At 60.9% G+C, this 21,349-nt stretch carries 22 protein-coding genes and 2 pseudogenes; 9 read left to right on the top strand and 15 right to left on the bottom strand.

All coding sequences use genetic code 11. From position 1 onward, the window contains the following. Nucleotides 1-4: 4 nt before the first annotated feature. The 5 genes and pseudogenes from HLUSI_RS0100780 to rsmA all read left to right on the top strand — a co-directional run bounded on the left by HLUSI_RS0100780 (nt 5) and on the right by rsmA (nt 4,148). Complete coding sequence (locus HLUSI_RS0100780) at nt 5-1,444, top strand: peptidylprolyl isomerase (protein WP_016832143.1); 1,440 nt, start codon at nt 5-7, stop codon at nt 1,442-1,444. Nucleotides 1,445-1,452: 8 nt separating this feature from the next. Continuing rightward, nucleotides 1,453-2,511, top strand: a complete 1,059-nt coding sequence (gene pdxA / locus HLUSI_RS0100775; protein WP_016832142.1) for a 4-hydroxythreonine-4-phosphate dehydrogenase PdxA — start codon at nt 1,453-1,455, stop codon at nt 2,509-2,511. Beyond that, nucleotides 2,508-2,738 (top strand): annotated as a pseudogene (locus HLUSI_RS31205) (rRNA adenine N-6-methyltransferase family protein); the annotation flags it as partial. The gene pdxA (HLUSI_RS0100775) and the pseudogene HLUSI_RS31205, both read left to right, overlap by 4 nt. After that, nucleotides 2,737-3,366, top strand: a pseudogene (pdxA, locus tag HLUSI_RS26355) (4-hydroxythreonine-4-phosphate dehydrogenase PdxA); the annotation flags it as partial. The pseudogenes HLUSI_RS31205 and pdxA (HLUSI_RS26355), both read left to right, overlap by 2 nt. Next, nucleotides 3,363-4,148, top strand: a complete 786-nt coding sequence (gene rsmA / locus HLUSI_RS0100765; RefSeq protein ID WP_016832140.1) for a 16S rRNA (adenine(1518)-N(6)/adenine(1519)-N(6))-dimethyltransferase RsmA — start codon at nt 3,363-3,365, stop codon at nt 4,146-4,148. The pseudogene pdxA (HLUSI_RS26355) and the gene rsmA, both read left to right, overlap by 4 nt. 43 nt (nt 4,149-4,191) lie before the next feature. On the opposite strand, the gene HLUSI_RS0100760 is transcribed toward rsmA, so the two are convergent. Together HLUSI_RS0100760 and HLUSI_RS32260 are read right to left on the bottom strand one after the other, a co-directional pair. After that, complete coding sequence (locus tag HLUSI_RS0100760) at nt 4,192-4,533, bottom strand: helix-turn-helix domain-containing protein (RefSeq protein WP_029362960.1); 342 nt, start codon at nt 4,531-4,533, stop codon at nt 4,192-4,194. Beyond that, complete coding sequence (locus HLUSI_RS32260; RefSeq protein WP_157137712.1) at nt 4,530-4,934, bottom strand: hypothetical protein; 405 nt, start codon at nt 4,932-4,934, stop codon at nt 4,530-4,532. The genes HLUSI_RS0100760 and HLUSI_RS32260 overlap by 4 nt, the downstream gene beginning before the upstream one ends. Before the next feature lie 169 nt (nt 4,935-5,103). On the opposite strand from HLUSI_RS32260, the gene HLUSI_RS0100755 reads away from it, so the two are divergent. Both HLUSI_RS0100755 and gloA read left to right on the top strand, forming a co-directional pair. Then, the gene (locus tag HLUSI_RS0100755; protein ID WP_016832139.1) at nt 5,104-6,813 is read left to right on the top strand and encodes a methyl-accepting chemotaxis protein; all 1,710 of its coding nucleotides are present in this window, start codon (nt 5,104-5,106) and stop codon (nt 6,811-6,813) included. A 163-nt stretch (nt 6,814-6,976) separates the two neighbouring features. Continuing rightward, the gene (gene gloA / locus HLUSI_RS0100750) at nt 6,977-7,363 is read left to right on the top strand and encodes a lactoylglutathione lyase (RefSeq protein ID WP_016832138.1); all 387 of its coding nucleotides are present in this window, start codon (nt 6,977-6,979) and stop codon (nt 7,361-7,363) included. Nucleotides 7,364-7,445: 82 nt separating this feature from the next. On the opposite strand, the gene HLUSI_RS0100745 is transcribed toward gloA, so the two are convergent. From HLUSI_RS0100745 to HLUSI_RS0100700, 10 genes are all read right to left on the bottom strand, one after another. Next, complete coding sequence (locus HLUSI_RS0100745) at nt 7,446-8,366, bottom strand: M48 family metallopeptidase (protein ID WP_029362959.1); 921 nt, start codon at nt 8,364-8,366, stop codon at nt 7,446-7,448. 19 nt (nt 8,367-8,385) lie between these two features. Beyond that, on the bottom strand, nt 8,386-9,138 hold the full coding sequence (locus HLUSI_RS0100740; protein WP_016832136.1) for a lysophospholipid acyltransferase family protein: 753 nt from the start codon (nt 9,136-9,138) through the stop codon (nt 8,386-8,388). 73 nt (nt 9,139-9,211) lie between these two features. Beyond that, nucleotides 9,212-9,769 carry a D-glycero-beta-D-manno-heptose 1,7-bisphosphate 7-phosphatase gene (gene gmhB, locus HLUSI_RS0100735; protein ID WP_016832135.1) on the bottom strand — a complete coding sequence of 186 codons (558 nt, stop codon included), beginning with the start codon at nt 9,767-9,769 and terminating at the stop codon, nt 9,212-9,214. A 36-nt stretch (nt 9,770-9,805) separates the two neighbouring features. Then, entirely contained in the window at nt 9,806-11,917 is a 2,112-nt protein-coding gene (gene glyS, locus HLUSI_RS0100730; protein WP_029362957.1) for a glycine--tRNA ligase subunit beta, read from the bottom strand. Nucleotides 11,918-11,997: 80 nt separating this feature from the next. After that, a complete protein-coding gene (gene glyQ, locus HLUSI_RS0100725; RefSeq protein WP_016832133.1) occupies nt 11,998-12,915 on the bottom strand; it encodes a glycine--tRNA ligase subunit alpha in 918 nt (305 codons plus the stop codon). 139 nt (nt 12,916-13,054) lie between these two features. After that, on the bottom strand, nt 13,055-14,650 hold the full coding sequence (gene lnt, locus HLUSI_RS0100720; protein ID WP_414086124.1) for an apolipoprotein N-acyltransferase: 1,596 nt from the start codon (nt 14,648-14,650) through the stop codon (nt 13,055-13,057). Between the two features lie 9 nt (nt 14,651-14,659). After that, the gene (locus HLUSI_RS0100715; RefSeq protein ID WP_029362956.1) at nt 14,660-15,547 is read right to left on the bottom strand and encodes an HlyC/CorC family transporter; all 888 of its coding nucleotides are present in this window, start codon (nt 15,545-15,547) and stop codon (nt 14,660-14,662) included. 213 nt (nt 15,548-15,760) lie between these two features. Then, nucleotides 15,761-16,012: a pentapeptide MXKDX repeat protein gene (locus HLUSI_RS0100710; RefSeq protein ID WP_016832130.1), complete on the bottom strand. Its 252-nt coding sequence runs from the start codon at nt 16,010-16,012 to the stop codon at nt 15,761-15,763. 65 nt (nt 16,013-16,077) lie between these two features. Continuing rightward, nucleotides 16,078-16,863, bottom strand: coding sequence for a molybdopterin-dependent oxidoreductase (locus HLUSI_RS0100705; protein WP_016832129.1), 786 nt, complete (start codon nt 16,861-16,863; stop codon nt 16,078-16,080). Nucleotides 16,864-16,877: 14 nt separating this feature from the next. Beyond that, nucleotides 16,878-17,495 (bottom strand): cytochrome b/b6 domain-containing protein, encoded by a 618-nt coding sequence (locus HLUSI_RS0100700; RefSeq protein ID WP_016832128.1) that lies wholly within the window; start codon nt 17,493-17,495, stop codon nt 16,878-16,880. 274 nt (nt 17,496-17,769) lie between these two features. On the opposite strand from HLUSI_RS0100700, the gene HLUSI_RS0100695 reads away from it, so the two are divergent. After that, nucleotides 17,770-17,952: an anti-sigma factor family protein gene (locus HLUSI_RS0100695; protein WP_016832127.1), complete on the top strand. Its 183-nt coding sequence runs from the start codon at nt 17,770-17,772 to the stop codon at nt 17,950-17,952. 99 nt (nt 17,953-18,051) lie between these two features. Here the strand turns inward: HLUSI_RS0100695 and ybeY are convergent, their stop codons facing one another. The 3 genes from ybeY to miaB are packed head-to-tail and all read right to left on the bottom strand — an operon-like array spanning nt 18,052 to nt 20,990. Beyond that, nucleotides 18,052-18,510, bottom strand: a complete 459-nt coding sequence (gene ybeY / locus HLUSI_RS0100690; protein ID WP_016832126.1) for an rRNA maturation RNase YbeY — start codon at nt 18,508-18,510, stop codon at nt 18,052-18,054. Beyond that, nucleotides 18,497-19,600 carry a PhoH family protein gene (locus tag HLUSI_RS0100685; protein WP_016832125.1) on the bottom strand — a complete coding sequence of 368 codons (1,104 nt, stop codon included), beginning with the start codon at nt 19,598-19,600 and terminating at the stop codon, nt 18,497-18,499. The genes ybeY and HLUSI_RS0100685 overlap by 14 nt, the downstream gene beginning before the upstream one ends. 49 nt (nt 19,601-19,649) lie before the next feature. Continuing rightward, the gene (gene miaB, locus HLUSI_RS0100680; protein ID WP_016832124.1) at nt 19,650-20,990 is read right to left on the bottom strand and encodes a tRNA (N6-isopentenyl adenosine(37)-C2)-methylthiotransferase MiaB; all 1,341 of its coding nucleotides are present in this window, start codon (nt 20,988-20,990) and stop codon (nt 19,650-19,652) included. A 92-nt stretch (nt 20,991-21,082) separates the two neighbouring features. On the opposite strand from miaB, the gene HLUSI_RS33750 reads away from it, so the two are divergent. Then, nucleotides 21,083-21,349, top strand: a 267-nt coding sequence (locus tag HLUSI_RS33750; protein WP_238533884.1) for a hypothetical protein, incomplete at its 3' end; no start/stop codon positions are given.

Raw genomic sequence — 21,349 nt, 5'->3', positions numbered from 1 at the left:
TCATATGAACGCTTCCATTTCCTCGCGCCGTCATCCTCTCGCTCGCATCACCTCCGGCATCGTCTTGATGTGCATGTCGTTCGGCATGATCGGCAGCGCCCAGGCGCAATTCGCCGCGACCGCCACGCCTGCCGTTCCCGGATTGCAGCTGCCGCCGACGGCGACACCCGCTCCTGCGCCTGCAGCTGCGACATCGCGTGCGCCGCGTCCGGTCGACTCCATTCTTGTGGTTGTCAACAATGACGTGATCACGCGCCAGGAACTGTCCGAACGCCTGGCGTCGGTGCAGAAACGTCTCACCGCCCAAGGCGTCGCCTTGCCGCCACGCAACCAGTTGCAAAGCCAACTGTTGGAACGCATGATCGTTGAGCGCGCGCAGACCCAAATGGCGAAAGAAAACGGCATCGTTGTCGACGACGCCATGCTGGATCGTGCGATCTTGCGCATCGCTGAACAGAACAAGATGTCGCTCGCAGATTTCCGCGTCCAGCTCGAGCGCGAAGGCATGGCCTATCCGGCCTTCCGTGAAGACATCCGCCGTGAAATCATCATGCAGCGCCTGCGCGAACGCGAAGTCGACAACAAGGTGCTGGTGTCGGAATCCGAAGTGGACAACTACCTGGCCGCCGAGAACAATACCTCCGTCAAACACGAGGACCTGAACCTGGCGCAAATCCTCGTGCGCGTGCCGGAAAACGCCTCGCCGGAGCAAGTTGCGGCACGCCGCCAGCGCGCGGAAGAAGTGTTGCGCCAATTGAAGACCGGCGCCGATTTCGCCAAGACCGCGGCAACCTATTCCGACAGCAGCGATGCACTCAGCGGCGGCGACCTGGGCTGGCGCGCGCAGGACCGTCTGCCGCAGTTGTTCCTCGACGCGGTGGCGAGCCTGAAGCCGGGCGAAGTCTCCTCCATCGTCAAGAGCGGCAACGGCTTCCATATCCTCAAGCTGATTGATCGCCGTAATGCCAGCGCCACCGGCAAGGCTGGTGCGCCGGCCGTAGAGCAAACGCATGCACGCCATATCCTGATCAAGGTCAATCAAGTGGTGTCTGCCGCTGAAGCGCGTCGCAAACTGCTCGAACTGAAAGAACGCCTGGATCACAAGGCGGCGACCTTCGAAGAATTGGCCAAGCTGTATTCCAACGACCTGTCGGCGTCCAAGGGCGGCGACCTGGGCTGGATCTATCCGGGCGACACCGTGCCGGAATTCGAGCGCGCCATGAACGAATTGAAGCCGGGCGAAGTCAGCCAGCCGATCGAATCGCCGTTCGGCTTCCACCTGATCCAGGTGGTCGAACGCAAGACCGACGACGGTTCGCAGGAGCGCGCACGTCTGGCTGCACGTCAGGCGATTCGCGAGCGCAAGATCGACGAAGCGACCGAAGACTGGTTGCGTCAGCTGCGTGACCGCGCCTACGTCGAGTTCCGCACCGACGACAACTGATCCCTCCGATGTCCGCAGCCCTGTCCGCAGTCCCTGAAGTTCAACGCCGGCGCCCCACGCTGGCGATCACCTGCGGAGAGCCGGCCGGCATCGGCCCGGAAATTTCCGTCAAGGCCGCCTGGCAGCTGCGTGCAGAAGTGCGCAGCGTGCTGCTCGGCGATGCTGCCTTCCTGGCGCAGACTGCGCAGGCGCTGGACCCGGCCATCGCCTTGTCGGCCTTGTCGCTGCAGGCCTTTCGCAACAGCGGATTGCCCAATTTTCCGCAAGACCGCCTGATCGTCATCGATTGCCCCACCAGTGAGCCGGTAGTTCCCGGCGTGCTCGATGCGCGCAATGGCCGCGCCGTGCTGCAGACGCTCGACGTTGCGGTCGAGTGGGCGCTGCAAGGACAATTCGACGCCATCGTCACTGCGCCGCTGCAGAAGAGCACGATCAATGACGCCGGCGTGCCATTCACCGGTCATACCGAATACCTCGCCGAACGCACCGCCACGCCGCAGGTAGTGATGATGCTGGCCGGAGGCGATGCGCCGCATTTACGGGTGGCGCTGGCGACCACGCATCTGGCGCTCAAGGACGTGTCGGCGGCGATCACTTTTGATGGCCTGAGCCGTACCCTCGATATCATCCATGCCGACCTGCGCGACAAATTCGGCATCGCGCAACCGCGCATCCTGGTTACCGGACTCAATCCGCATGCCGGCGAGAACGGTTACCTGGGGCGCGAAGAAATCGACGTCATCAGTCCAGCGCTGGCCGCCGCCAAGGCGCGCGGCATCGATGTCGCCGGTCCTTATCCGGCGGACACGCTGTTCCAGCACAAATATCTCGAACACGCCGATTGCGTGCTCGCCATGTATCACGACCAGGGCCTGCCGGTATTGAAATTCGCCAGCTTCGGCCAAGGCATCAATATCACGCTGGGCCTGCCCATCATCCGCACCTCCGTCGACCACGGCACCGCACTCGACCTCGCCGCCCAGGGATTGGGCCGCGCCGACCACGGCAGCATGGTCGAAGCCATCAGGACGGCGGCGCTCATGGCCCGCGCCAAGAATTCCCTATGAAACATATCGCCCGCAAACGCTTCGGCCAGAATTTCCTGACCGATCAGACCATCCTGTACGACATCATCAGCGCCATCGCGCCGCAGAAGGGCGATGTCATGGTCGAGATCGGTCCGGGTCTGGCTGCGATGACCAGCCTGTTGCTCGAGTCGCTTGACGAGATGCACGTGGTCGAACTCGACCGCGACCTGGTGGCGCGCCTGCAGAAGCAGTTCGATCCGAAAAAACGCCGGCGTACCCTTCACGGGCCACACCGAATATCTCGCGGAACGCACCGCCACGCCCCAGGTCGTCATGATGCTCGCCGGCGGCGACGCCCCGCATTTGCGCGTAGCGCTGGCGACCACGCATCTGGCGCTGAAGGACGTGTCGGCGGCGATTACCTTCGACGGGCTGGGTCGCACGCTCGACATCATCCATGCCGATCTGCGTGACAAATTCGGCATCGCCCGGCCGCGCATCCTGGTCACCGGCCTCAATCCGCACGCCGGCGAGAACGGCTACCTCGGCCGCGAAGAAATCGATGTCATCAGTCCTGCACTGGCGGCTGCCAAGGCGCGCGGCATCGATGTCGCGGGCCCGTATCCGGCCGACACGCTGTTCCAGCACAAATATCTCGAGCATGCCGATTGCGTGCTCGCCATGTACCACGACCAGGGCCTGCCGGTATTGAAGTTCGCCAGCTTCGGCCAGGGCGTCAACATTACGCTGGGCCTGCCCATCATTCGCACCTCCGTCGACCACGGCACCGCACTCGACCTCGCCGCCCAGGGATTGGGCCGCGCCGACCACGGCAGCATGGTCGAAGCCATCAGGACGGCGGCGCTCATGGCCCGCGCCAAGAATTCCCTATGAAACATATCGCCCGCAAACGCTTCGGCCAGAATTTCCTGACCGATCAGACCATCCTGTACGACATCATCAGCGCCATCGCGCCGCAGAAGGGCGATGTCATGGTCGAGATCGGTCCGGGTCTGGCTGCGATGACCAGCCTGTTGCTCGAGTCGCTTGACGAGATGCACGTGGTCGAACTCGACCGCGACCTGGTGGCGCGCCTGCAGAAGCAGTTCGATCCCAAGCGCCTGCATGTGCATTCGGCCGACGCGCTCAAATTCGATTTCACTTCGATCCCGGTGCCTGCCGGCCGCAAGCTGCGCGTGGTCGGCAACCTGCCGTACAACATCTCCAGTCCGCTCATGTTCCATCTGGCCGCGCTGGCGCCGCTGGTGCAGGACCAGCATTTCATGCTGCAGAAGGAAGTAGTCGAGCGCATGGTCGCCGACCCGGGCAGCAAGGCCTTCGGGCGCCTCTCGGTGATGCTGCAATGGCGCTACCGCATGCAGCTGATGTTTGTGGTGCCGCCGACCGCCTTCGATCCGCCTCCGCGCGTGGAATCGGCGATCGTGCGCATGATCCCGATTGCGCATCCGCTTGACTGCGACCAGTCCCTGCTCGAAGAAGTCGTCACCAAGGCGTTTTCCCAACGTCGCAAGGTCATCCGCAATTGCGTCGCCGGCTTGCTCGTCGAAGCCGACCTGATCGCCGCCGGCATCGATCCGCAGGCGCGTCCCGAAGCGGTACCGATGGAACAGTTCGTCGCGCTGGCCAACGTGCTGCGGCAACATCGCGCCGGCTGAACCGGCGATCGCTGTGCGGTCGTAAATTATTTACGCGCCGATTTCAGCAGCAATTCCATGAAGTCCGCCGCCAATTGCTGATCCTGCGGCGCGGCGCCAGCAGGATGAAGCGTCCCAGCGCGTTTTCGAGACGCGCCGCAGCCGCCTTGCCGGCATCACTGACCGTTTTTCCTGACTGCATGTTCTGTTCGGCGATGAAATAAAGCGACGACACCGGGACGTCGAGCGCTTTGGCGACGTTTTCCAGCATGTCGGGCGTGAGGCGCTGCTTGTCGCGTTCGACGCGCGACAGATTGGCGGCATCGGTGCCTGCGACCAATGCGATTTCTTCCAGGCTCGCTTTTCTTTCCTTGCGAATCTTGCGTAGGACTTGGCCAATATTCATTTATCAATTCTCCTGCCAATATTGCGTGAGGCGCAAAGTCGTGCGGACAAATTTTTTGATAAAATATTGCGTATTGCGCAAATAAACGCGCCAAACCAAGGCTCGCAAGCAAAAAGGAAACTTGCTTTGCGGCGTTGAATAGTTGGTGCTGTCGGAACAGCACCACGAAAGGCGGCAAAAAACATGCGGGAAAACAGATAACAGATTCCGTCGTGGAGCGGCTCGCTTATGACTGCAGGACGTGCGGATGCACTGTTTTCATCATAGTTCGTCGGGCGCAAGATGAAACCTGTATTTGCGCATGTTGCCATTTGACAGGGGGAAGTGGCGCGGCAGTCGTCATCAGGAATTTCCTGATGGCGAAGGGCGGCATTGCGGATTAATCTTGCCGGGATTTTCATACTTCAATATTGCGCCATTGCATCGGCGGTACCTACGCAACACAAAAGGCGATTGAAGCGCAATCCCCCCGGCGCATAGTCGGCATATCCTCATCGGAACAGCCGGGAACGTCTAACCAGTCGTCAGTCAATACGTTTAATTGCACTTTTACATGACAAGGGGAAATGTATGCGCATAGCGAATTTCAGGATCGGGGCACGTCTGGGCATAGGATTCGGTTTCCTGGTGCTGTTGCTGGTCTCCATGGCCGTGCTCGGCGTCACGCGCCTGTCCGGACTCAACGAGCAGATGGACGAAGTCATCAATGACAAATATCCGAAGACGGTGCTGGCCAACGACATCATCAAGAACGTCAACGTGATTGCACGATCCTCGCGCAACGTGCTGCTCATGACAGATGCCGACGAGATCGGCAAGGAAATGCAGACCATCAAAAAAGCCGGCGACAGCACCAAGGCTACGCTTGAAAAACTCGACAGTCTGATCACCGGCGACAAGGGTCGCGCACTCATGAAGTCGATCATGGACGCGCGTACGCAATACAACGTCGGTCGCGACGAAGTGCTGCGCCTGGTGGTGGCTGGTGCGAAGAACGACGCCACGATGCTGCTGCTGCAGACGGTGCGGCCGCTGCAACTGACCTACATGTCTGCCGTCGAAACCCTGATTGCGCATCAGAACGAGCTGATGCAAGTCGCCAGCAAGGAAGTCGAAGAAGAGTATATCGAGGCCCGCAATCTGGTGATTGCGCTGAGCGTCATCGCGCTGGTGTTCGCCGGCCTGATCGCCTGGCTGGTCACGCGCAGCATCACGTCGCCGTTGAGCCGTGCAGTCAAGGTTGCAGAGACCGTTGCGGCGGGTGACCTGACCTCGCAGTTCGATGCTTCCGCCAAGGATGAAACAGGCCAGTTGCTACGCGCCTTGCGGGCCATGAACGACAACCTGCTCGACATCGTCAGCCGGGTTCGCCATGGCACCGACACCATCGCCACTGCATCGACCCAGATCGCTGCCGGAAATCTGGACCTGTCCAGCCGTACCGAGCAGCAAGCCAGTTCGCTCGAGGAAACCGCCTCGTCGATGGAGGAACTGACCTCCACCGTCAAGCAAAATGCCGAAAATGCGCGTGAAGCCAACAAACTGGCCGTCTCGGCGTCTGCCGTCGCGGTCGAAGGCGGCAACGTGGTCGGCAAGGTGGTGCATACGATGGAGTCGATCAATGCGTCCTCGCGCAAGATCGTCGATATCATCAGCGTGATCGACGGCATTGCCTTCCAGACCAACATCCTGGCGCTGAACGCCGCGGTCGAAGCGGCGCGCGCCGGTGAGCAGGGCCGCGGCTTCGCGGTGGTGGCCAGCGAAGTGCGCACATTGGCGCAGCGCAGCGCCGCCGCTGCGAAAGAAATCAAGTCGTTGATCGATGATTCGGTGGAAAAAGTGGATTCCGGCAGCAAGCTCGTCGAGCAGGCCGGCCAGACCATGAACGAAGTCGTCAGCAGCGTGCGCCGCGTGACCGACATCGTCGGCGAGATCACCGAAGCCAGCCGCGAACAAAGCGAGGGCATTGAGCAGGTCAACCAGGCAGTGACGCAGATGGACCAGGTCACGCAGCAAAACGCCGCGCTGGTCGAAGAAGCCGCCGCTGCGGCGCAATCGCTGCAGGATCAGGCCACCAGCCTGTCGCAGATCGTCGGTGTCTTCAAGATCGACAGCAATCGCCTGCCGGATAAGGCCGGCGCTTCGTCGTCTGTCCAGCAACGTCCGCATGACGTGACGCCGAAGACGCCATCGCTGGCGCGCAAGCAGGAAGCGCCGCGTCTGCCTGCTGCGGCACGTACCCCCGTCACCGGCAAGGACGACGACTGGGAACAGTTCTGATCGTTGCCTGACGTGATTGCCATTACTGCGCGCCTGCCGTCATCCGACCGCAGGCGCGCGGTATTTGCGGCCTGGAACGCGACGGCAATAATGCGCGCCGGCAAGCCGACGCGAACAGCGCTACAATCCTGCACTCCGATAAGTTCTTAGGCAAAGGCTCATTATGCGCATCCTGCACACCATGCTCCGGGTTGGCGACCTGCAACGCTCCATCGATTTCTACACCAAGGTGCTCGGCATGAAATTGCTGCGCACCAGCGAAAACACCGAATACAAATACACCCTGGCCTTCCTCGGCTACGGCAGCAATCCGGATCACGCCGAACTCGAGCTGACCTACAACCATGGCGTCGACAAATATGAAATGGGCACTGCCTACGGCCATATCGCCATCTCGGTCGACGACGCCTACAAGGCTTGCGATGCGGCGCGCTCGTCGGGCGGCAACGTGACGCGTGAAGCCGGTCCGGTCAAGGGCGGCAGCACGGTGATCGCCTTCGTGACGGATCCCGACGGCTACAAGATCGAGTTCATCGAACGCAAAGACTGAATCAACGCGGCGTATGAAATGAATCGGCCTGCTGCATGGAGACATGCCGCAGGCCGATGTTTTTGTCGAACAGATTTGCCGGTCAGAAAATCGGCAGCGTCTCGGGTGCGCTGTCGCGCAGGGCGCGCTTGGCGGTTTCGAATTCAGGGAAGATCGATTGGACCGTGGCCCAGAAGCGTGGGCTGTGGTTCATTTCGCGCAGGTGCGACAGCTCGTGCGCGATCACGTAATCGATCAGCGGCAGCGAAAAATGCATCAGGCGCCAGTTCAGGCGGATGCGTCCGTCGGCGGTGCAGGAGCCCCATTGAGTGGTGGCCGACGACAGCGCGAACGACTGATAGGTCACGCCCAGTTTCTCAGCGTAAACCGGCAGCCGCGCTGCAAAGGTTTCCTTGGCGCGGGCTTGCAACCAGCCTTGCACGCGGTCTTTCAATTGCTGCTCGCCGGCATCGGCAGGCAGGCCTACGGTCAACTCCAGGGTGTCTTCATCGTAGGCGATTCCGGCCGCCTGATTGGCGCGGATACGCAGGGTGATGTCCTGGCCCAGATAGGGCAGGGTGGCGCCGTCGCGCCATTGCATCTGCGGTTGCAGGCGGCGCGCCGAGCGTTCGCGGCGTTCATTGAGTTTGGTGAAGATCCAGCGCTGCTTTTCGCGGATGGCGTTTTCGATCTCTCCCAGGGTCACCCATTTCGGCGCGGTCACGCGCAAGCCTTCGTCGCTGATCAGGAAGCCGATCGAGCGGCGCTTCGAGCGCAGCAGCGCATAGTCGAGATGATGTTCGCCCAGTTGAATGCGCCGCATGCCGTCGGCGGGACGGCCGATCGGCGGCGACATCGGCGGCAACGGGGTCTGCTGTTTGAGTTCGGGCGCCGGTGCGTAGTCCTGCTGCAAAAGCGGTGGCGGTGGGCTGTCCTGCGTCGTCTCCAGAGGCGTCGGCGTGAAGAAATCCAGTTGCAGCGTGAGCTGGTTAGGATCCGGCTGAGAGTGACGAAGCAGTTTCAATGTAGTGGGGCCGATGGTGTCAGTTTCTTTTAGTATCGACGGCGGCATAAACCGCCGGGGAAATCACGCGCATTTCGGATTCTATCCAATTTTCAACGCGTTGGCTTAACTGTGCAGGATCCAGGCCTTCCGGCGAGATCGGCTTGCCGATCGATACCGTGATCATACCCGGAGTTTTGATGAATGAACCCTTCGGCCAGCATTCGCCGGCATTGACCGCAACCGGCACGACCACGGTGTTGGTTTCCACCGCCAGGCGCGAGCCGCCGTGTTTGTACTTGCCGGTCTGGCCGACCGGAATGCGCGTGCCTTCCGGGAACATGATCACCCATTGGCCGTCGGCCAGGCGCTTGCGTCCCTGCACCACGACTTGCGCGAAGGCGTCGCGGCCCTTGCTGCGGTCGATCGGGATCATGCGCAACAAGGCGATGCCCCAGCCGAAGAACGGGATGTAGGTCAGTTCCTTCTTGAACACGAACACCAGCGGGCGCGGCATGATGATCAGGTAGAAAATGGTTTCCCACGCCGACTGGTGCTTGGACAGGAGGATCACCGGCGCGTCGGGCAGGTTTTCCATGCCCTTGACCTGGTAGCGGATGCCGCAGATCACACGTGCCGCCCAGATCACGATGACGTTCCAGCGCGATGTCAGGTAATAGCGCCGGGCGTACGGGAACGGGGCGAACAGGATGCACGCCATCGACCACACCACGGTGGTCACCGTCATCACCAGCGTGAACAGCACGGAACGCAAAAACAGGTTGATACGCAAAATACAGTCTCCCTTTTCAGAGTCGGCGAGGCCGTGTCCGCAATGCGACGGCCTGCTGCCTTCTCACTATCCACTAAACCGACATTTCTACCGGTGCTTTCAATATGAAGTCGACCACCCCGGCGAGGTCCGGATAAATCAACGTGCCGGGCGGCAGGCCGCCTTTCTCGCGGGTCTTCTCGCCCTTGCCGGTGAGCACCAGAAACGGCGCGCAGCCGGCCACGAAACCGGCTTGCAGGTCGCGCAGCGAATCGCCCACGGTGACCACGCCGCCACGCAGGCTGATGCCGAAGCGCTTGGAAATTTCGTTGAACATGCCCGGCTTGGGTTTGCGGCAATCGCAGTTGTCGTCGGCGGCATGCGGGCAGAAGAACACGGCGTCGATATCGGCGCCGACCTGCTGCGCAGCGTTGTGCATCTTCTGATGGATGGCATTGAGCGTCATCATGTCGAACAGGCCGCGGCCCACGCCCGACTGATTGGTGGCGACGACGACGCGATAGCCTGCCTGGTTGAGGCGGGCGATCGCTTCCAGCGAACCCTTGATCGGTATCCATTCCGCGGGCGACTTGATAAAGGCGTCCGAGTCCTGGTTGATCACGCCATCACGATCCAGAATGATCAGCTTCATGTTCTTCTTACCCTATCCCTGAGAACCTGATGGACCTTATGCCGCCAGCTTGGAAATGTCCGCAACCTGGTTGAGCATCTGATGCAATTCAGCCAGCAAAGCCTGGCGGTTGTGGCGCAGTTGTTCGTCTTCGGCGTTGACCATCACGTCGTTGAAGAAGGCATCGACGTTTTGACGCAATTGCGCCAGGGCTTTGAGTGCGCCGCTGAAATTGCCTTGCGCATAGGCGGCATCGACTTGCGGCTTCAGCAACAGCATGGCCGAGTACAGCGCCTGCTCGGCCGCTTCGCGCAGCAAGCCGTTCTGCACGGTGCCGCTCACTCCGCCTTCGATTTTCTTGAGGATATTGGTGATGCGCTTGTTGGCGGCGGCCAGCGCTTCGGCTTCGGGCAGCGCGGCGAAGGCCTGGACCGCATCCAGGCGTTCGGTGATGTTGTCCAGCACTTCCGGCTGTTGCGCCACCACTGCCTCGATTTCGTTGGGCGAATAATTGCGCTCGCGCAGCAGGCCGCGCAGGCGATCGAACAGGAAGGCGCTGACGTCGGCGCTCGGATCCTTGAAATTGCTGTTGCCTGCGAACTGCGCCACGGCTGCCTGCAGCAACGCAGGAATCGCCAGCGGCAGGCGCTTTTCAACCAGCATGCGCAACACGCCCAGCGCGTGACGGCGCAGTGCGAACGGATCCTTGTCGCCGGTCGGTTGCAGGCCGATGCCCCAGATGCCAACCAGGGTTTCGAGCTTGTCGGCCAGCGCCACGGCGGTGCCGGTCGCGGACGCCGGCAAGGCGTCGCCGGCGAAGCGCGGCTGGTAATGTTCGGAAGCGGCCAGCGCGACTTCATCCGGCTCGCCGTCGTGACGCGCGTAGTAGGCGCCCATGATGCCTTGCAGCTCGGGGAATTCGCCCACCATGTCGGTCAGCAGATCGGTCTTGGCCAGCAGCGCGCCGCGTTCGGCCAGCGCCACATCATTACCCAGCAGTTTGGCAATCGCGCCGGCCAGCGCCTTGACGCGCTCGGTGCGTTGCAACTGGTTGCCCAGCTTGTTGTGATAGACGACGTTGGCCAGTTGCGGGACGCGATCGGCCAGCGTCTTCTTCTTGTCTTGCTCGAAGAAGAATTTCGCATCCGACAGACGCGGACGCACCACGCGTTCGTTGCCCTGGATGATGTGCTGCGGGTTGGACGTTTCCAGATTCGAAACGATCAGGAAACGCGACCGCAGCTTGCCGTTGGTATCGGTCAGCGCAAAATATTTCTGGTTGGTCTGCATGGTCAGGATCAGGCATTCCTGCGGCACCGCCAGGAATTGATCGTCGAATTTGCATTCATAGACCACCGGCCATTCGACCAGCGCCGTGACTTCGTCGAGCAGCGCTTCCGGCATCAGCACCTTGTCGTCGCCGGCTTTGCCGAGCAGGTCGAGGCGGATCTTTTCCTTGCGTTCCGTGAAGCCCGGGATGACTTTGCCTTTGCTGATCAGCGTCTCGACATAGGTCTCGGGCGAGTCGATCGCGATCGCGCCTTGCGACAGGAAGCGATGGCCTTGCGTGATCTTGTCGGCGTCGAGACCGAGGATGTTCAGCGCCACCACGCTCGAGCCATGCAGCGCGATCAGGCGGTGTGCGGGACGAACAAAATGAACGGTGTTGCCCGCGTCGCGGCCGTGCTGGCGCTGGTAGCTCATCAGCTTCGGGATCGGCAGCCTGGCAACCGATTCTTCCAGTGCAGCTTGCAGGCCGGATTGCAGCGCGCCGCCCTTGGCGGTGTAGTTGTAGAAGAAGCTCTCGGCCTTGCCGTCCTGGGCAAGTTCCAGCTGGTCCGGGGTGATCACGGTGGCGCCGACTTGCGCAGCCAATGCGGCCAGTTTCTTGACCAGCGGCGCTGCCGGACGGCCTTCGGCGTCCAGCGCCACGCTGACCGGCAATACCTTTTCGCGGATCGCCTTGTCGAGCGACGTGGCGCGCACGTTGGTGATCGACACTGCCAGGCGACGCGGCGTCGCGTAAGTGGTGGCGGTAGCGCCTTCTTCGAGGAAGTCGCGCGATTTCAGTCCGTTGAAAATGCCGTTGGCAAAGGCGTCGCCCAGTTTGGCGAGCACTTTCGGCGGCAGTTCTTCAGTCAGGAGTTCTACTAAAAGTGTTTGAGTCATTTTCTATCTTCTTGCCGATTTCTTGCTTATTTGGCGCTGCGGCCGGTGTCAGCCGCAGCGCGATCCGGTCAATACGTTATTCAGGCAGCCTGGCGTGCAACATCGGCGCCCGCCATCGGGAAGCCGAGGCGCTCGCGCGATTCGTAATATGCCTGCGCCACGGCGCGCGACAGATTGCGGATGCGGCCGATGTAGGCGGCGCGCTCGGTCACCGAGATGGCGCCGCGTGCATCCAGCAGGTTGAAGGTATGCGCCGCCTTCAGGATCATTTCGTAGGCGGGCAACGCCAGCGGCACTTCCAGCAGGCGCTTGGCTTCGGCTTCGTAGTTGCCGAACAGCGAGAACAGGAAGTCGGTATTCGAATATTCGAAGTTGAAGGTCGACTGCTCGACTTCGTTCTGGTGGAACACGTCGCCGTAGGTCAGCTTCTTCTTGACGCCGTTCTCGACCCATTCGGTCCAGACCAGGTCGTAGACGTTTTCAACGTTTTGCAGGTACATCGCCAGGCGCTCGATGCCGTAGGTGATTTCGCCGAGCACCGGTTTGCAGTCGAGGCCGCCGACTTGCTGGAAGTAGGTGAATTGCGTCACTTCCATGCCGTTGAGCCAGACTTCCCAGCCCAGGCCCCAGGCGCCCAGGGTCGGGTTTTCCCAGTCGTCTTCGACGAAACGCACGTCGTTTTGCTTCAGGTCGAGGCCGAGCGCTTCGAGCGAACCGAGGTACAGATCGAGGATGTTCTCAGGCGCCGGCTTCAGCACCACCTGGTATTGGTAGTAGTGCTGCATGCGGTTGGGGTTTTCGCCGTAGCGGCCGTCCTTGGGACGGCGCGACGGTTGCACGTAGGCAGCGCGCCATGGCTCCGGTCCGATCGCGCGCAGGAAGGTCGCGGTGTGCGAGGTGCCGGCGCCGACTTCCATGTCGTAGGGCTGGAGCAATGCGCAACCTTGCGCATCCCAATATTCTTGCAACTTGAGAATGATCTGTTGAAATGTAAGCATCTTTTTATGTTGCCGGTGATGGCGGGCAAGGAATTGCTAAAACCCTGAATTTTAGCGGTTTTTGAGGGGGCCATGCGGCCCAAACGCAGGAACCTGCAGGAAATAACCAGGAAAGGAGCAAAGAAAAACGCCGGAGGCGCTAGCGTTTGCGGCGCGACAGCAGCCAGGCCGCCGCCAGCGCAGCGACCGTCAGCGCCAGCATCAGCTTGTTGCCGAGCAGGATGTAGGGGGTCTGGCCCTGGAACCCCTGCACCGATGCGCTCAGCATGTTGCGCGTGTAAGGCTGCAATTCGGACACCAACTGGCCTTTGGGGCCGATGACGGCGGTGGCGCCGGTATTGGTCGCGCGCAGCATCGGGCGGCCGGTTTCCAGCGCGCGCATCTGGGAGATCTGCAAGTGCTGCGGCAGGGCGATCGAATTGCCGAACCAGGCGATGTTGGACAGGTTCAGCAGCATGCTGGCCTGCGGCTGGCCGGCGTAGTAGGCGCCGCCGAGCTGGGCGGCGATCTCTTCACCGAACAGATCCTCGTAGCAGATGTTGGGCATGATCCATTGCTGCTTGACCTGGAACGGCAACTGCAAGGGTTTGCCGCGCGTCATGTCGCCCAGCGGAATGTTCATCATGTCGACGAACCAGCGGAAACCGAGCGGGATGAATTCACCGAAAGGCACCAGGTGATGCTTGTCGTAGCGATACGGCATGCGCTCGCTGGCCGGGTCGGGAGAGAAACCGATCATGCTGTTGGCGTACTGGCCCGGACCGTCCGACAAGGGAATCCCCAGCGCCAGATGGCTGCCCGAGGTCTGTACAAAGCGCGTCAGGCGCGCCAGATAATCCGGCGGCAATTGTTGCGGCAGCAGAGGTACCGCGGTTTCGGGCGTGGCGATCAGGTCGGCCGGCGCGCTGCGGATCATATCGTCGTACATCATCAGCGACGACAGCAGCGCTTCATTGGAGAACTTCATTTCCTGCGGAATATTTCCTTGCAGCAAACGGACGCTGATCGGCTGTCCCTGTGCATGCGTCCAGTCGACTGCATGCAGCGCCACGCCGGCGCCGGCCAGCAGCAGCGTCAGTGCGGCAGGCAGGACACGCGGACCGGTGCGCAGGCTCAGCATGGCGAGGCTGCCGGCGATGATCGCGGCGAACCAGGCCAGGCCGTAGACGCCGACCACGGGCGCGAAGCCGGCCAGCGGACCGACATTGTGCGCATAGCCCGACGTCAGCCATGGAAAACCGGTGAACAACCAGCCGCGCAGCCATTCCGACAAGGCCCACAGCGCCGGCAACAACAGCAGCAGCACGACAAGCGGTGATGCCGCCCAGCGTTGTCGCAGCCAGCTCGCGAGCGTCGCGGTCAATGCCGCATAGAGGCCCAGGTAAGCAGCCAGCAAGCCCACCGCCAGTGCCGCCATCCATCCCGCCATGCCCCCGTAGTCGTGCATGCTGATGTAGAGCCAATGCACACCGCAGGCGGCCCAGCCGAAGCCGTACAGCCAGCCGGTCAGCGCATTGCGACGAAAGGAGGCGGTGCGGGAAATCTGGCGGAACAACCAGGCCAGCGTGAGGATCTGCACCGGCCAGATGTTGAACGGCGCGAACGCCAGCACGTTGGCGACGCCGGCCAGCAAGGCGAACAGCGGCGTCCAGCGTGCAAGGCGTGACGCCGTCGGACTATTTGCGGCAGCCGCAGCATCGGTAGAGTCAGCAGTGATGGGCGAAGAAGAGTTCACGCGGAAAAACTATTGTTCTTCCTCGGCTGCCGGCGTGTCGGGCAGTTTTTCCACCAGCAGCACATGCGCCTGGCGGGCGTCGGCGCGCAACACTTCGAAGCGCATGCCGGCGATGTCGAACTCGTCGCCCTTGCGCGGCACGCGGCCGAGATGGTTGGCGACCAGCCCACCGATGGTATCGGCGTCTTCATCGGAGAAGGCGGTTTCCAGCGTCTCGTTGAACTGGGCGATTTCGGTCAGTCCCTTGATGCGCCAGCGCGGGCCGTGGGCGCCGTCCTTGATGGCGAGGATATTGTCTTCTTCCTCGTCGAAATCGTATTCGTCTTCGATGTCGCCGACGATTTGTTCCAGCACGTCTTCGATCGTGATCAGGCCGGCGACGCCGCCGTATTCGTCGACCACGATGGCCATGTGGTTGCGGTTGGCGCGGAAGTCGCGCAGCAGCACGTTGAGGCGCTTGGATTCGGGAATGAATACCGCCGGGCGCAGCATGTCGCGCACGTCGAAGGATTCTTCGGCGTAATAGCGCAGCAGGTCTTTCGCCAGCAGCACGCCGACCACCTTGTCGCGCTCGCCTTCGACCGCAGGGAAGCGCGAATGCGAAGTCGACAGCACGTCGGGCATCCAGGTTTCGATCGGTTTGCTGATATCGATGGTGTCCATCTGCGAACGCGGCACCATGATGTCGCGCACGGCGAGATCGGATACCTGGAACACCCCTTCGATCATCGACAGCGCATCGGCGTCGATCAGGTTGCGTTCATGGGCGTCTTGCAGGACCTCGAGCAACTCTGCTCGGTTTTCTGGTTCGGGGGAGATGAGGGCGGTGAGACGTTCGAACAGGGAACGATGTGGTTTAGCGTCAAGAGATTTGACGCTACTAGAGTGATCTTGCATATGGCGTGAGCCGTGGGTCCGACGTTGTTTCGATGAGCCATAGGATACAACAAATATATGACAAATCTACTAAAACCCGATTTTCACGCCCGTGACGCACAACGAATGCAAGCGGCAGGCTGGATCAAATTGCAACAGTTTCCCGACGGACAAGTCCACTGACGGACATGTCCACGGCGAGGGATGCCGCAGACATGTCGAAAGAAACGAAGATTACTTCTTCATTTCATCTTTTTTCATTTCATCCTTGGCCATCCCGTCTTTACCCATGGCATCCTTGCCCATGGAATCTTTCTTCATCTTGTCCTTCTTCATTCCGTCTTTACCCATGCTGTCTTTCTTCATGCCGTCCTTGGACATCGAATCCTTGGACATGTCGTCCTTGGCCATTGTGTCGGCAGCGTAGGCGCCCGATACGGCAGCCATCATCAGACAGGCGAACAGGGTCGAGAGTGCTTTTTTCATGTGAATCTCCTAAGTGTTGAAAATTGGCAAAAGCGCCATGATTACGGCAGGTGCCCGGCACATTGCTAAGCGCCGCCGAACCAGTTGTACCCCTGGTCTTCCCAGTAACCGCCGGGGTAAGTGTTGGTTACTTCGATCGAAACGATATGCTTCGGATTCTTGTAGCCCAGCTTGGTGGGCATGCGCAGCTTCATCGGGAAACCGTATTTCGGCGGCAATATTTCACCGTCATACGTCAGCGTCAGTTGCGTCTGCGGATGCAACGCCGTGGCCATGTCGATGCTGGTGTAATAGTCGTCGGCGCAACGGAAGGCGATGTACTTCGCGCTCAGGTCGGCGCCGATGTGTTTGAGGAAGCCGGCAAACGGCACGCCGCCCCAGCGGCCGATTGCGCTCCAGCCTTCGACGCAGATGTGGCGCGTGATCTGTTCCACCTGCGGCAGGCGGCGCAGCTCGGCCAGCGACCAGGTGCGGCGGATGGCGACCAGGCCTTTGAGTTCGAGGCGATAGGCGTCGCCGTCGACTTCGGTGATTTCATCCTCGCCATAGAATGCATTGAACGGAAACGGCCGCGTGATCATCGAGGCCGGATACGTCGGCGCCAGTTTGGTCGGATCGAACAGCCAGGCCTGCACTCCATCGTTCATGCGTGAAATCCTGGTCAGCATGCGGTTCACCGACTCCTGCTCGGTGAGGTTGCAGCCGCTCAGCAGCGACAGGCCGCCTAGCGTCAGCGCGTGCTTGCCGAACAGGCGTCGCGACGGCATCGATAATTCCAGTTCGCGGCGCGCATCCTTGAGAATCAATTCGCCGTCGAGCGTGGACGGCAGGCGATTTGGTTTCTTGATCATGGTAAGTTCTCCGTTCAGCGTCCGCGCAGCATGGCCAGCAAGGTGCGCGGCACCAGCGCCACCATCGCCACATGGACGGCAATGAACAACACCAGGAAACTCATCGCGAAGAAATGCACGATGCGTGCGTTGTCATAGCCACCCATCAGGTCGCGCAGCAAAGGCAGCTGTACCGATTTCCAGATCGCCAGTCCCGACACCACGATCAGCACCAGGTCGGCGATCACCGAGAGATACGCCAGCTTTTGCACGGCGTTGTAATGATCCAGCGACGCATGCTGCAGCTTGCCTTTGAGCGCCTGGACAAAATCCTGGAAAACTTCCAACGGACGCAGCGGAAAGAACTTGCGCCGTGCACGCCCACTCAGCAGATTAAGCGCCAGATAAATCACGCCGTTGATCGCCAGCAGCCACATCGCCGCGAAATGCCATTGCAATGCACCGCCCAGCCAGCCGCCCAAGGTCCATGCCTTGGGAAACGCAAATGGAAAGATCGGCGAAGCGTTATAGATGCGCCAGCCGCTCAGGATCATGAGCACGACGGCCAGCGCATTGGTCCAATGCGTGACGCGCAGCCACAGCGGATGGATAATCGCGGACGTGGTTGGAAGGATTGGAGCGTGGATCTTCAAGTTCGTCTCCTCAAGACATGGCGAATAGTTGTTTCATGCAGCTTGGTCGGACGAGCTTGCGGTTTCTTACAAGAAGTTTGAAGAAAATGAAAATTACCGGCGCAATCGTGCTCGCAGCGGTATGAAGACCGCTGCTAAAAATAATTGTCAGTGAACTGTAAGAAACGACGCCCGGCCGCGACCAACATGCAGGGAGCCGGAGAACGGCGCTGAAAGCGCGACTGCGGGCCTGGCTGATTTACAATGCCAACCGAAGCGCCACAGGAGCAATCATATGAACTGCAAGGAAGCACATCGCGTCTTGTGCGAGGCGCAAGACAGCAAATTGTCCTTTGCCCGGCGGCTGACGCTGCGCTGGCATCTGGCCATTTGCGACCATTGCACGCGCTTCGGCCGGCAATTGGATTTCATGCGCAAGGCGGTGCGGCGTTATCGCGACGGCGGGGATGGGAAGTAAGATAAGAGGGTAATACAGGAAGTAATAGAAAGAAAACAATGCCGTCGCAGCGCAACGCTGCGGCCGGCAATGTTCGGAGCTGCAGAGTTCATACCGGCGTTATCGGCGGTCCGCGTAAGGATCGGTGAAACCTAGGCCCGCCAGAATTTCAGTTTCCAGCGTTTCCATTTCGGTCGCTTCTTCTTCGTCTTCGTGATCGTAGCCTTGTGCGTGCAACACGCCGTGCACGATCAGATGCGCCGCGTGATCCAGCAGCGGCTTCTTCTGTTCCAGCGCTTCCTTTTCCAGCACGTCGGTGCACAGGATGATGTCGGCCTGCGTCACTTCGGCGTCTTCATCTTCCGTGTACGCAAACGTCAGCACGTTGGTGGCGTAATCCTTTTCACGGTATTCGCGGTTCAGCGTGCGGCCTTCTTCGGCGTCGACGAAGCGGATCGTCAGTTCCGCCGGCGCAAACAGCGCTGCCTGGATCCAGCGGCGGATCTGTGGGCGCGGCACGCTTTCCTTCAGGCGTGGATCGGCATACTGGACGGACAGGGTCAGTTTATTTTTTTGCATGGCGTGGCTTGGCTGACTGGGTCAGTCCCTGGCTGAGGCGTTTGACGGCGGTGCTGGAAGTAACCTGGGCGCTGTGGGCATTATGGGAGTTGCCGGCGCCCGACACCGCTTCATAGGCGTCGACGATGCGCGCGACCATCGGATGGCGCACCACGTCGCTGCTGGTGAAGCGCGAGAAGGCGATGCCGCGCACGTCATGCAGCACATTGAGCGCATCGACCAGGCCGCTCTTCTGGCCATGGTGCAAATCAATCTGGGTGACGTCGCCGGTGACTACCGCCTTGCTGCCAAAACCGATGCGCGTGAGGAACATCTTCATCTGTTCCGGCGTGGTGTTCTGCGCTTCGTCGAGGATAATGAAGGCGTGGTTCAGCGTGCGGCCGCGCATGTAGGCCAACGGCGCGATTTCAATCGCCTGTTTCTCGAACAGCTTTTGCGTGCGGTCGAAGCCGAGCAGGTCGTACAGCGCGTCATACAGCGGCCGCAAATACGGATCGACCTTCTGCGCCAGGTCGCCCGGCAGGAAGCCCAGGCGTTCGCCGGCTTCCACCGCCGGACGCGTCAGCACGATGCGCTGCACGGCATCGCGTTCCAGCGCGTCGACGGCGCAGGCCACCGCCAGGTAAGTCTTGCCGGTGCCGGCCGGGCCGACGCCAAAGGTGATGTCGTGCTCGAGGATGGCGTGCAGGTACTGGCTCTGATGCGGCGTGCGGCCGCGCAGATCGTGCTTGCGCGTCTTCAGCACCGGGCTTTCGATTTCGGTCTTGTCTTTCTTGTCGACCGCGATATCCGCGTCGTCGAGCTCGGCGTCGATGGTCGCGGTGGCGCGTTGTTCGACCAGCGCCAGTTGAACATCTTCCACCGACACCGGCTTGTCCGCCCGCGTGTAGAAACGATCAAGGACCGCGACCGCGCGCTCGGCGTTGGTGCCGCTGACGATGAACTTCTCGCCGCGACGGAAAATCGTCACGTCGAGGGCGGACGAGATCTGCCTCAGGTTTTCATCGAGCGGACCGCACAGATGCGCCAGGCGCTTGTTGTCGAGCGGTTGCGGGATGAAGTAATGAGGCTGGTTGGGTGATTTTTTCAATCTGGCTCGGTGTCGTCAGTTGGAAGTTAAACAGCGGATGGCGATGGCGTCATTGCTTGACGATGATCTCGCCGCGCAGCGAAAACGCGAAAGTCTGCACGATGGTGACGTCGATCATTTCGCCGATCAGGCGGGCGCCGTTCGGGCCGCCGTCGAAATTCACCACGCGGTTGTTTTCCGTGCGGCCTTGCAATTCGTTCGGATCCTTCTTCGAAGGGCCTTCGACCAGGATGCGCTGGACCGTGCCGAGCATGGCCTGGCTGATCTTGCTTGCATTGTCCTGCACCACCGCCTGCAAATGTTGCAGGCGCTTCAGCTTGACGTCGGCCGGCGTGTCGTCGGCCAGGTTGGCGGCCGGCGTGCCGGGCCGCGGGCTGAAGACAAAGCTGAAGCTGCTGTCGAAACCGATATCCGTAATCAGCTTCATCAGCGCGTTGAAATCTTCGTCCGTCTCGCCCGGGAAGCCGACGATGAAATCGCTCGAAATCGTGATGTTGGGACGCACTTCGCGCAGGCGGCGCAGTACCGATTTGTATTCCAGCGACGTGTAGCCGCGCTTCATCGCCGCCAGGATGCGGTCGGAACCGTGCTGCGCCGGCAGGTACAGGTGATCGACCAGCTTGGGCACCTTGGCATAGGTGTCGATCAGGCGCTGGGTAAATTCCTTGGGATGGCTGGTGACGAAACGGATGCGCTGGATGCCGGGCATCTCGGCGATGTATTCGATCAGCAGCGCAAAGTCGGCGATCTCGCCGTCTTCCATGACGCCGCGGAAGGCGTTGACGTTCTGGCCCAGCAACGTGATTTCCTTGACGCCTTGTGCGGCCAGTCCGGCCACTTCGGTCAGCACGTCCTCGAAGCGGCGCGACACTTCTTCGCCGCGCGTGTACGGCACCACGCAGTAGCTGCAATACTTGCTGCAACCTTCCATGATCGACACATAAGCCGTCGCGCCTTCGACGCGGGCCGGCGGCATGTGATCGAACTTCTCGATTTCCGGGAAGCTGATGTCGACCTGCGGACGGCCGGTAAAGCGGCGCTCGCTGATCATCTGCGGCAGGCGATGCAGGGTTTGCGGGCCGAACACCATGTCGACGAAGGGCGCGCGCTTGACGATGGCTTCGCCTTCCTGCGAGGCCACGCAACCGCCCACGCCGATCAGCAGGTCGGGATTTTTCTTCTTCAGCTCACGCAGGCGACCGAGATCCGAGAACACTTTTTCCTGCGCTTTTTCACGCACCGAACAGGTGTTGAGCAGGATCACGTCGGCGTCTTCCGGACGATCGGTCTTGATCAGTCCGTCGGAAAGGTTCAGCACGTCGGCCATCTTGTCCGAGTCGTACTCGTTCATCTGGCAGCCGAAGGTTTTGATGAATACTTTTTTCTGCATAAATGTCATTCAGGCATGAGGGCGCGGCGGGAGGCTTGGTTCTGCGCACATGTGAGGCGCGTCGGCCAAGCGCCGGCAAGAGGAAGCCGATCGTGAAAACTTCAGTCGCAAAGGCCGGAAAGGCGGTTTGTGCAGCGCGATCCGGAGCGCCTGCAGTCGGTGCTTCCAAGGTCCGCGATTATAGCACCGGATGCCGCGCGAAGCCGCTGGCGGGCGCTGATCCCGGCATACCGGCAACGGTGGTGAAAATACCGAAAAATGCCTTTCCGGCAACGCTTTGGCCACGCTCAGACGGGCGATTCGCCGGCGAAGCAGCCTTCCAGCCAGTCCAGCACGGCCCGCAGACGCGGCAGCGCCCG

The organism is Herbaspirillum lusitanum P6-12 (assembly GCF_000256565.1).
Taxonomy (GTDB): Bacteria; Pseudomonadota; Gammaproteobacteria; order Burkholderiales; family Burkholderiaceae_D; genus Herbaspirillum; species Herbaspirillum lusitanum.
The sequence above is the reverse complement of the archived record's forward strand: the minus strand, read 5'-3'. Positions and strand labels throughout refer to the sequence as shown.

Bases quoted from the DNA above. Each gene is read 5' to 3' on its own strand.
- HLUSI_RS0100780 (WP_016832143.1), top strand. From the start codon at position 5: ATGAACGCTTCCATTTCCTCGCGCCGTCATCCTCTCGCTCGCATCACC.
- pdxA (WP_016832142.1), top strand. From the start codon at position 1,453: ATGTCCGCAGCCCTGTCCGCAGTCCCTGAAGTTCAACGCCGGCGCCCC.
- rsmA (WP_016832140.1), top strand. From the start codon at position 3,363: ATGAAACATATCGCCCGCAAACGCTTCGGCCAGAATTTCCTGACCGAT.
- HLUSI_RS0100760 (WP_029362960.1), bottom strand. From the start codon at position 4,533: ATGAATATTGGCCAAGTCCTACGCAAGATTCGCAAGGAAAGAAAAGCG.
- HLUSI_RS32260 (WP_157137712.1), bottom strand. From the start codon at position 4,934: ATGAAAATCCCGGCAAGATTAATCCGCAATGCCGCCCTTCGCCATCAG.
- HLUSI_RS0100755 (WP_016832139.1), top strand. From the start codon at position 5,104: ATGCGCATAGCGAATTTCAGGATCGGGGCACGTCTGGGCATAGGATTC.
- gloA (WP_016832138.1), top strand. From the start codon at position 6,977: ATGCGCATCCTGCACACCATGCTCCGGGTTGGCGACCTGCAACGCTCC.
- gmhB (WP_016832135.1), bottom strand. From the start codon at position 9,769: ATGAAGCTGATCATTCTGGATCGTGATGGCGTGATCAACCAGGACTCG.
- glyS (WP_029362957.1), bottom strand. From the start codon at position 11,917: ATGACTCAAACACTTTTAGTAGAACTCCTGACTGAAGAACTGCCGCCG.
- glyQ (WP_016832133.1), bottom strand. From the start codon at position 12,915: ATGCTTACATTTCAACAGATCATTCTCAAGTTGCAAGAATATTGGGAT.
- HLUSI_RS0100715 (WP_029362956.1), bottom strand. From the start codon at position 15,547: ATGCAAGATCACTCTAGTAGCGTCAAATCTCTTGACGCTAAACCACAT.
- HLUSI_RS0100710 (WP_016832130.1), bottom strand. From the start codon at position 16,012: ATGAAAAAAGCACTCTCGACCCTGTTCGCCTGTCTGATGATGGCTGCC.
- HLUSI_RS0100705 (WP_016832129.1), bottom strand. From the start codon at position 16,863: ATGATCAAGAAACCAAATCGCCTGCCGTCCACGCTCGACGGCGAATTG.
- HLUSI_RS0100695 (WP_016832127.1), top strand. From the start codon at position 17,770: ATGAACTGCAAGGAAGCACATCGCGTCTTGTGCGAGGCGCAAGACAGC.
- ybeY (WP_016832126.1), bottom strand. From the start codon at position 18,510: ATGCAAAAAAATAAACTGACCCTGTCCGTCCAGTATGCCGATCCACGC.
- miaB (WP_016832124.1), bottom strand. From the start codon at position 20,990: ATGCAGAAAAAAGTATTCATCAAAACCTTCGGCTGCCAGATGAACGAG.